Genomic DNA, 7,829 nt, shown 5'->3' on the forward strand with positions numbered 1-7,829 from the left:
CGCAGGCTTTGGCGGGTAACGCCCCTACTGACCCGGCGCCCGGTAGGTGGGTGTCTTCTTGACCGCTTCGTCGATGTCCTCCACCGACATGAGCGGCTTCAGGCGGACGTTGACGTTGCCGGTGGCATTGATCATCAGCGAGAGGGCCGCGGCGTCGGCGTCGCTTGGGGCCTCCAAGACGCCCAGGACGTCGGTGTCCCCGAAGGCGTAGTAGAAGCACTCGAGCGTTCCGCCGACGGATTTGAGGGCGTCCACCAGGGCGTCGCGGCGTTTGCTGCCGCCCTCGCGCATCAGTCCTTTGATTCCTTCGCCCAGGTAATTGGCTTCAAACAGATACTTGGTCATGGCAGTTCCTGTCCCGTGAAGTCCAGGACGCGGGCAGCCGGGGGTGTGCTGGCACCCCGGCGAGGGAGGGTCCTGGAGCCGGTCCCCGGAGTGGGGCCGTCGAGGCACAGCGTAGGCCCGCTGGGTCGCGCTGACAACGGGTGCCGGAAAGTCCGCCAGCGGTGTCACCACTTCCGCCGGACCGTCTCGCGGTGCACGCGTCAGAGGACCTTGGAAAGGAACGCCTTCGTCCGGTCGTGCTGCGGGTTGCTGAGGAGCTGCCGGGGTGGTCCGGCTTCCACCACCACGCCCTCATCCATAAAGACCAGGGTGTCCGCGACTTCCCGGGCGAACCCCATCTCGTGGGTCACCACAATCATGGTCATGCCGCTCTTGGCCAGTCCCTTCATGACGTCCAGGACCTCACCCACCAACTCCGGGTCCAGGGCGCTGGTCGGTTCGTCGAAGAGCATCAGCTTCGGGTCCATGGCCAGGGCCCGGGCGATCGCCACACGCTGCTGCTGGCCGCCGGACAGGTGCGCCGGATAGGCATCGCCCTTGTCCTCCAGCCCGACCCGCTCCAGCAGTTCCATGGCCCTGGCGGTGGCCGCGGCCTTGGACTGTTTTTTCACCCGCATGGGAGCAAGGGTGATGTTCTCCAACGCGGTGAGATGCGGGAACAGGTTGAACCTCTGGAAGACCATCCCAATGTCCTGCCGTTGGTGCGCCGCTTCACTGAGCTTGAGCTCGTAGAGCTTTCCGCCCCGTTGACGGTAGCCAACCAACTGGCCCTCCACCGACAGCCTGCCGCCGTCGACGCGTTCCAGGTGGTTGATGCAGCGCAGGAAGGTCGATTTGCCTGAGCCGCTGGGGCCGACGATGCAGAGCACTTCCCCGCGGTCCACTTCCAGGCTGATCCCGCGCAGCACCTTGTTGGTGCCGAAGTTCTTGGAGACCTTTTCCGCAAGGACCATGGGCGCGCCGGTCATCCTTTTCCTCCAAAGTCGGTGCCGGTCGGGGCGGCGGGCGTACCGGGTGCGCCGGGCGCGCCGGGCGCGTCGGGCGCCGTCGTCGCTGCCGGCCCGGGCTCCGCCGGTCCCTTACTGGTCTTCATCCGTCCGGTTCCGCGTGAGAACCGCTTTTCGATGAAGTGCTGGCCGACCATCAGCACCGAGGTGAAGAGCAGGTACCAGAGCGACGCAACGATCAGCAGCGGCACCGGCGTGAACGTCACCGCGGAGATGCCGCGGGAGACGCCGTAAAGGTCGATGCTCAAAGGGATCGCGGCAACCAGGGAGGTGGTCTTGAGCATGGAGATGACTTCGTTGCCAGTGGGCGGGATGATGATTTTCATGGCCTGCGGAACCACGACGTACCGCATCGTCTGACCCCAGGACATGGCCAACGCCGTCGAGGCTTCGGCCTGGCCCTCGTCGACGGACAGCAGGCCGGCCCGCACGATCTCGGACATGTAGGAGGCCTCGTTCAGGCCCAGCCCAATGACGGCGGTAATGAACAAGTTAGTGAAGACCTCGTTCGGGATGGTGACCCAAGGCGTCATGAACGGAATCCCCAGGGTGAACACCGGATAGATCAGCGACACGATGCCCCAGAACACCAGTTGGACGTAGACGGGAGTCCCACGGAAGATCCAGATGTAAAGCCACGCGATACTCTTCAGGACCGGGTTCGGGGAGAGTCGCATGATGGCCAGCAGGAGCCCGATGACGATCGCGCTGATCATCGCGTAAATGGTCAGCCACAGCGTCACCCACGCGGCCTGGCTGATTCTGCGGTCGAAGATGTACTTGCCCACATCCGCCCAGCCGTAGTCCGGGCGCTGCGCGGCGTCGAGCACGAAGACCGCAAGGCCCAGCACCAGGAGCACGGCAATCACGTTCCGCCAGGGATGCCGCAGCGGAATGGCGACAATCGCCTCCGCCGGGGCGTCGTCCGGCTCCCCGCCCACGCCGCCGCGCTGGGCCGCGCCGGCCGGCTGCGCCTTGCCGGCGCGCGGCGGCTTGGCCGGGTCCGGGTCAATCATCCGGTCGGGTTCCCGCTCGCTCATCTGGTGTCACCCTTTGGCGGCCACGTTGAGTTCCGCCGTCTTGATGCCGCCGGCTTCCACTCCCCATTTGGCCAGGATCTTGGTATAGGAACCGTCATCGATCAGCGACTGGAGCGCCTTCTGCAGGACCGGAGTAAAGGCGCTGCCCTTCGCCACTGGGATCCCGTAGGGTGCCACCTCGAACGCGTCGCCGGCGGTTTGCAGCTTGTCCTTGGTCTTGGAGATCGCATACAGCGTCACGGGCGAATCGGCGCTCATCGCGTCGACCTGTCCGACCACCAGGGCGTTCGTGGCCTGGTCCTGGGCGTCGTAGCGGAAGATGGTGATGGCCGGCTTCCCGGCATCCGTGCAGGCCTTCGACTTGGCCGGCACCTCGTGGGTGTCCTCGTAGGTGGTGGCCTGGACGGCAACCTTGAGCCCGCAGGCGTTCTTGGGATCGACGGTCTTGCCCTTGGGCGCGGCCCACTGAATACCGGCGGAATAGTAGTTCACGAAATCCACCTGCTTTTCGCGTTCCACGGTGTCGGTAAAGGAGGACATGCCCATGTCGTCCTTCCCTGCCCGGACGGCCGGAAGAATGTTATCGAAGGTGCCAATATCGAAATTGACCTTCAGCCCCATCACTTTTCCCAGCGCGTTGGTGAGATCCACGGACCACCCCGCGGGGGCGCCGTTATCGTCCTTAAACTCGTTGGGCGGGTAATTGTTGGCCATGCCGACATTGAGCACGCCGGCGTTCTTGATTTTCTCCGGCAGGGCCGCAGCAATGGCGTCGTTCTTTTTGACGTCAACGGCGTCGGAGCTCGCATTCGCTCCGCCGGTGGCGGCGGGTTCGCTGTTGTTGACACAGCCTGAGAGGGAGAGCGCGGTAGCGATCGTGAGAACGGGAAAAAGGTATCGAGTACGCATGGTTTCCTTAGCTGTTCAGGGATTCGTTGGCCTCCCGCGGCGCTGCGGGAGAACTCTGGGAGCCTGCTGGATCAGAGTGAATCACTTCGTGTCGCCTGACGCCGTCGATTCAAGGATTTCCCCGGAATGACGAATGTCCCGGAGAATTTCTCCACCCCGGGCTTTCAACTCGGGAATGCTGGAAACGCCTACTAACGTCATCGTACGCCGGAGTTCGTCCGCGAGGATCTCAATGATCCGTCCGACGCCCGGCGATCCCGCGGCGACAAGACCGTAAAGGTAGGCCCGGCCGATGGAGCAGGCGTCGGCGCCCAGCGCGAGTGCCTTGAGGATGTCGCTGCCCCGGCGGATGCCGGAGTCCACGAAGATCTCGATCGAGTCGCCCACCCGCTGCCGGGATTCCTGCAGGACGTCCATGGGGCTGAGCATGTGGTCGAGCTGGCGTCCGCCGTGGTTGCTCAGTTGTACGGCGTCCAGGCCAATGCGGGAGGCCTTGGCGACGTCGGCCGGGTTGACGCAGCCTTTGAGGACGATCTTGCCGCTCCATGCCTGCCGCAAGGCCTCCAGCTCCTTCCATCCGCTGGTCGCATCCGAGTGGCCGAGGATGGCCTGCCACATGGCGGGCGTGATCATGGAGGTTGCCGCGGCACTGCGGGGGTCCAGGTTGGGGAAACTGATGCCATCCGACTTCAGGAAGTTGATCCACCAGGCGGGACGCCGGGCGATGTCGGCGACGGTGGACAGCGTCAACGCAGGCGGCGCGGTGAAGCCGTTGTGCAGATCCCGCTCCCGGGACCCCAGCGCCCGGGTATCGACGCCGACAATCAGCGTGGTGAAGCCCGCGGCTTCGCAGCGGGCCAGTTTGTCCTTCAGCGCCTGAGCGTCGGAGGTGAGGCCGAAGTTGAACCAGCGGTCAAGGTTCGGCTGGCGCTTGGCGATCTCTTCCATCGCCACGGTGCTCAGGCCCGCCAGCCCGTAAGGAATGCCCGCACGGTCTGCGGCCGCGGCGACGGCCGCTTCACCTTCGGGATGGAACAGCCTCGTGGCGCCGGTGGGGGTCAGGGTGAGCGGCAGGGCGCTTTCTTTCCCCAGCAGGGTGGTGGCCGTATCGGGTCCGGACACCGGCCCCCAGCTGGGCATCAGCGCCCAGGCATCGAAGACGGCGCGGTTGCGGCGCAGCGTCACTTCGTCCTCGGACCCGCCGTCTAGGTAGTCAAAAATCCCGGCGGGCAGCACTTTCCGGGCCGCCTTCCGGTACTCCTCAACGTTGAAGGCGTTGGCCAGCACCCGGCGCCGGCGCGACAAGATGGGGGCCTTGACCTGGATGAGCTGCCTGGCTTCGCTGGCTTTCACGGAGGGCCTTTCAATTGCGGGCGTGTGCGTTTTAGTCCGTAGTCAGCCTTTGGTCTTCGCCACCGTCATCAGGATCGCCGAGTCTTCTTCCGCCACCAGGCTGTGCAGCCCGTCCGGCACGATCAGCAGGTCGCCGGCTTTGCCCTGCCAGGATTCGTCGCCGGCCTGCAGCCGGACGCAGCCGCGGATCACATACACCGTCGCCTCCCCCGGGTTCTGGTGCTCGCTCAACTGCGTCCCGGCCTTGAACGCCATCACGGTCTGCCGGAGCACCTTCTCGTGCCCGCCGTACACGGTGTCTGCGGCCCGGCCGCTGGGCGCCGCGAGCGCCGCCGCAACCTGCTGCCGGGCCAGGGCTTCGATCGATATCTTCTGCATGCGGGCCACCCTACCCACCGCGCCGGTCCCTGCCGAGGGCCATTTGTCCCGACCGGGCGCCGAAACGTTTCTTGTCACTCCCGGCTGCGCCTACCCTGAACTCAACGGCCCGCATTGCGGCCCGCCCACGTCCCCACGTTCCCAAGGGAGCCGCCGAATGAGCGAGGCCAGCGCCGGAGCGGCCCGCACAGCGCCCGACGACGGCGCCCTACGCACGCTCGCCGCGGGCGCTTTCGGCCTGCCCGGGCTCCGCGACGGGCAGCTCGCCGGCATGAGCGCCCTGGCCTCCGGCCGGGATGTCCTCGCCGTGATGCCCACCGGCTACGGGAAGTCGGCCATCTACCAGGTCCCGGCGCTGCTACTGCACCGGACGCTCAAGCGGCCCACCGTCGTCGTCTCCCCGCTGATCTCGCTGCAGGAGGACCAGCTGGACGGGCTGTTGGAGGCCGTTGGGCCGCACGGCGCCGCCGCCATCAACTCCTCCCACGGCCCTGCCGAGCAGGAACGCGCCTGGCAGGCGGCGGAAAGCGGCGACATCGCCTTCCTGTTCCTCGCCCCGGAGCAACTGGCCAAGGACAGCACGGTGGCACGGCTGGCCGCCCTGCACGTCGCCCTCTTCGTGGTGGACGAGGCACACTGCGTCACCTCCTGGGGGCACGACTTCCGGCCCGATTACCTCCGGCTCGGCGAGGTCCGTGAGCGGCTGGGCAACCCGACGACGGCGGCCCTCACCGCCACCGCCGCTCCCCCGGTGCGCGAGGAAATCCTCGAGCGGCTCCGGATGACAGACCCGCTGGTCCTGGTCCGCGGCTTCGACCGCCCCAACATCAGCCTGGACGTGGTCCGCCACCACGAGGACAAGGAGAAGCGCCGCGCGGTCATCCGCCAGGCCACGGAGCTGGTCAGCGACCTGCGCGGCCCGGGCCTGGTCTACGCGGCCAAGCGCAAGGACACCGAAAAGTACGCGGACAAGCTGGCCCGCAACGGCCTCCGCGCTGCGGCCTATCACGCCGGTATGGCGGCGGCGGACCGCACCGGAGTGCACGAACAGTTCCTCGACGGCGGATTGGACGTCGTCGTCGCCACGACCGCGTTCGGGATGGGGATCGACAAGCCGGACGTCCGGTTTGTCCTGCACGCGGACATCCCCGAGTCGCTGGACAGCTACTATCAGCAGTTCGGCCGCGCCGGTCGCGACGGGGAGCCCGCCGTCGCGGTGCTGCACTACCGTTCCGAGGATCTGGGCCTGCGGCGGTTCTTTACCACGCACGCCCCGGACGAAGCATCCCTGCGCGTTGTGCTGGCCGTCCTTGCAGCGGCCAACGGGCCGCTCCAGCGAAAAACCCTCGCCGCGCAGGCGGGATTGCCGGCGCGCAGGGTCACCGGTCTACTGAACCAGCTGCAGGACACCGGCGCCGTCACCGCGGAAGCGGACGGGGTCCGGCTGGGCGACGTGTCGGACCCGAACGGGGTGGTGGCGTGCGCCGTCGAGCTGGCCGAAGCACGCGGGCGGGTGGACCAGTCCCGCGTTGAGATGATCCGCGGCTACGCCGAGACCCGGCGCTGCCGCCGCCAGTTCCTGCTGGGCTACTTTGGCGAGAACCTGCCGCAGCCGTGCGGCAATTGCGACAACTGCGCCTCCGGAGCCGCCGCGGAGGAAGCGGCGGCAACCGGCGACGGCGGTGTGGCCGCCCCGGCCCTCTCCGGCGACGACATTTTCGCGGTGAACGCCACGGTGGTCCACTCGGAATGGGGGCCGGGCATCATAATGCAGAACGACGACGACGTCCTCACCGTCCTGTTCGAAAACGAGGGTTACAAGACCCTGTCCCGGAAGGTCGTCCAAGAGCGCGGACTGCTCACCTTGGCTGGGGGCTAGACCGGGCCGGCCCCGGTTAGTACACCACCTGGAAGTCCTTGAACTCCCCGGTCGCGTTGGACAGCGACTCCTCGACGTGGTCCACCCGCCCGGGCGCCTCCGGCGAGCGCAGCCAGCTCCGAAATTGCAGCACCACCGCCTGCGGCCCCTCCACGACGACGCCGACCGTGCCGTCGTCGTTGTTCCTCACGGTGCCGCGCAGGGCGAGTTCTTCGGCCTTGCGCACGGTCCTATACCGGAAGCCGACCGCCTGCACCATTCCCTGCACCCGGGCCGTCAACCGCACGGCGGCTCCCGCATCCACTGCCCCGGATCCACCCGCAAAATCAGCCATGCCTCCAATGTAGACCCGGTCCTGCGCCGCCCACATCCGGGACTTTTGCCCCTTTCAGCCCTGTCCCGGGCCAAGGAGGGTGGAAGAAGACCTCCGGCACGGTGCACTCAGCGGACACCCCGCGACGCCCGCCGGAACGCCTGAAAGGAATAGACAATGGCAGGACAATTCGAGATCTTCACCGACGCAGAATCGAACGTCCGGTTCCGGCTGCTGGGGGCTGACGGCACAGTGCTCGCTGTCTCAAAAGCCTTCGAGGACAAGCGTTCCGCGGCGGACGGCATCATGGCAGTCCGCGAGTGCGCCGGCACCGGGCTGATCCGGGAGACGCATTCGACTCCCTGGGGTGGGACCACCTGGACCAAGGCCAGCACGGCTGCACGCTCCCGCACCCACCGGCGCCGGCACTCCCCGGCTGTCTAGCCACCCCGGAACCCGACGCTCCCTCACATCCGGCACCCCCGGACCCGACGCCCCCTCACATCCGGCACCCCCGGACCCGACGCCCCCTCACATCCGGCACCCCCGGACCCGACGCTCCCTCACATCCGGCACCCCCGGACCCGACGCCCCCTCACATCCGG

General features: G+C 67.1%; 9 protein-coding genes. 2 read left to right on the forward strand and 7 right to left on the reverse strand.

The genetic code is table 11. From position 1 onward, the window contains the following. Nucleotides 1-24 precede the first annotated feature (24 nt). The 6 genes from ABIN76_RS14500 to ABIN76_RS14525 form a co-directional block, all read right to left on the reverse strand. Nucleotides 25-345 carry a GYD domain-containing protein gene (locus ABIN76_RS14500; protein WP_346960380.1) on the reverse strand — a complete coding sequence of 107 codons (321 nt, stop codon included), beginning with the start codon at nucleotides 343-345 and terminating at the stop codon, nucleotides 25-27. 200 nt (nucleotides 346-545) lie between these two features. Further along, entirely contained in the window at nucleotides 546-1,313 is a 768-nt protein-coding gene (locus ABIN76_RS14505; protein ID WP_346960381.1) for an amino acid ABC transporter ATP-binding protein, read from the reverse strand. Then, nucleotides 1,310-2,392: an amino acid ABC transporter permease gene (locus tag ABIN76_RS14510; protein ID WP_346960382.1), complete on the reverse strand. Its 1,083-nt coding sequence runs from the start codon at nucleotides 2,390-2,392 to the stop codon at nucleotides 1,310-1,312. Before ABIN76_RS14510 ends, ABIN76_RS14505 begins: the two co-directional genes overlap by 4 nt. 6 nt (nucleotides 2,393-2,398) lie before the next feature. Beyond that, a complete protein-coding gene (locus tag ABIN76_RS14515; protein WP_346960383.1) occupies nucleotides 2,399-3,301 on the reverse strand; it encodes an ABC transporter substrate-binding protein in 903 nt (300 codons plus the stop codon). 81 nt (nucleotides 3,302-3,382) lie between these two features. Then, nucleotides 3,383-4,654 carry an alpha-hydroxy acid oxidase gene (locus tag ABIN76_RS14520; RefSeq protein ID WP_346960384.1) on the reverse strand — a complete coding sequence of 424 codons (1,272 nt, stop codon included), beginning with the start codon at nucleotides 4,652-4,654 and terminating at the stop codon, nucleotides 3,383-3,385. Nucleotides 4,655-4,696: 42 nt separating this feature from the next. Further along, complete coding sequence (locus ABIN76_RS14525) at nucleotides 4,697-5,032, reverse strand: cupin domain-containing protein (protein WP_346960385.1); 336 nt, start codon at nucleotides 5,030-5,032, stop codon at nucleotides 4,697-4,699. A 157-nt stretch (nucleotides 5,033-5,189) separates the two neighbouring features. On the opposite strand from ABIN76_RS14525, the gene ABIN76_RS14530 reads away from it, so the two are divergent. After that, nucleotides 5,190-6,911, forward strand: a complete 1,722-nt coding sequence (locus tag ABIN76_RS14530) for a RecQ family ATP-dependent DNA helicase (protein ID WP_346960386.1) — start codon at nucleotides 5,190-5,192, stop codon at nucleotides 6,909-6,911. Nucleotides 6,912-6,927: 16 nt separating this feature from the next. Here the strand turns inward: ABIN76_RS14530 and ABIN76_RS14535 are convergent, their stop codons facing one another. Next, on the reverse strand, nucleotides 6,928-7,245 hold the full coding sequence (locus tag ABIN76_RS14535; protein WP_346960387.1) for an acylphosphatase: 318 nt from the start codon (nucleotides 7,243-7,245) through the stop codon (nucleotides 6,928-6,930). Between the two features lie 156 nt (nucleotides 7,246-7,401). Between ABIN76_RS14535 and ABIN76_RS14540 the strand changes: the two genes are divergently transcribed. Continuing rightward, entirely contained in the window at nucleotides 7,402-7,668 is a 267-nt protein-coding gene (locus ABIN76_RS14540) for a DUF1508 domain-containing protein (protein WP_346960388.1), read from the forward strand. Nucleotides 7,669-7,829: the final 161 nt, after the last annotated feature.

Source organism: uncultured Arthrobacter sp. (assembly GCF_964021775.1).
In the GTDB taxonomy this organism is placed as follows: domain Bacteria; phylum Actinomycetota; class Actinomycetes; order Actinomycetales; family Micrococcaceae; genus Arthrobacter.

Excerpts from the sequence above, each read along its gene's own strand:
- ABIN76_RS14500 (WP_346960380.1), bottom strand. The coding sequence starts at position 345 with ATGACCAAGTATCTGTTTGAAGCCAATTACCTGGGCGAAGGAATCAAA.
- ABIN76_RS14505 (WP_346960381.1), bottom strand. The coding sequence starts at position 1,313 with ATGACCGGCGCGCCCATGGTCCTTGCGGAAAAGGTCTCCAAGAACTTC.
- ABIN76_RS14510 (WP_346960382.1), bottom strand. The coding sequence starts at position 2,392 with ATGAGCGAGCGGGAACCCGACCGGATGATTGACCCGGACCCGGCCAAG.
- ABIN76_RS14515 (WP_346960383.1), bottom strand. The coding sequence starts at position 3,301 with ATGCGTACTCGATACCTTTTTCCCGTTCTCACGATCGCTACCGCGCTC.
- ABIN76_RS14525 (WP_346960385.1), bottom strand. The coding sequence starts at position 5,032 with ATGCAGAAGATATCGATCGAAGCCCTGGCCCGGCAGCAGGTTGCGGCG.
- ABIN76_RS14530 (WP_346960386.1), top strand. The coding sequence starts at position 5,190 with ATGAGCGAGGCCAGCGCCGGAGCGGCCCGCACAGCGCCCGACGACGGC.
- ABIN76_RS14535 (WP_346960387.1), bottom strand. The coding sequence starts at position 7,245 with ATGGCTGATTTTGCGGGTGGATCCGGGGCAGTGGATGCGGGAGCCGCC.
- ABIN76_RS14540 (WP_346960388.1), top strand. The coding sequence starts at position 7,402 with ATGGCAGGACAATTCGAGATCTTCACCGACGCAGAATCGAACGTCCGG.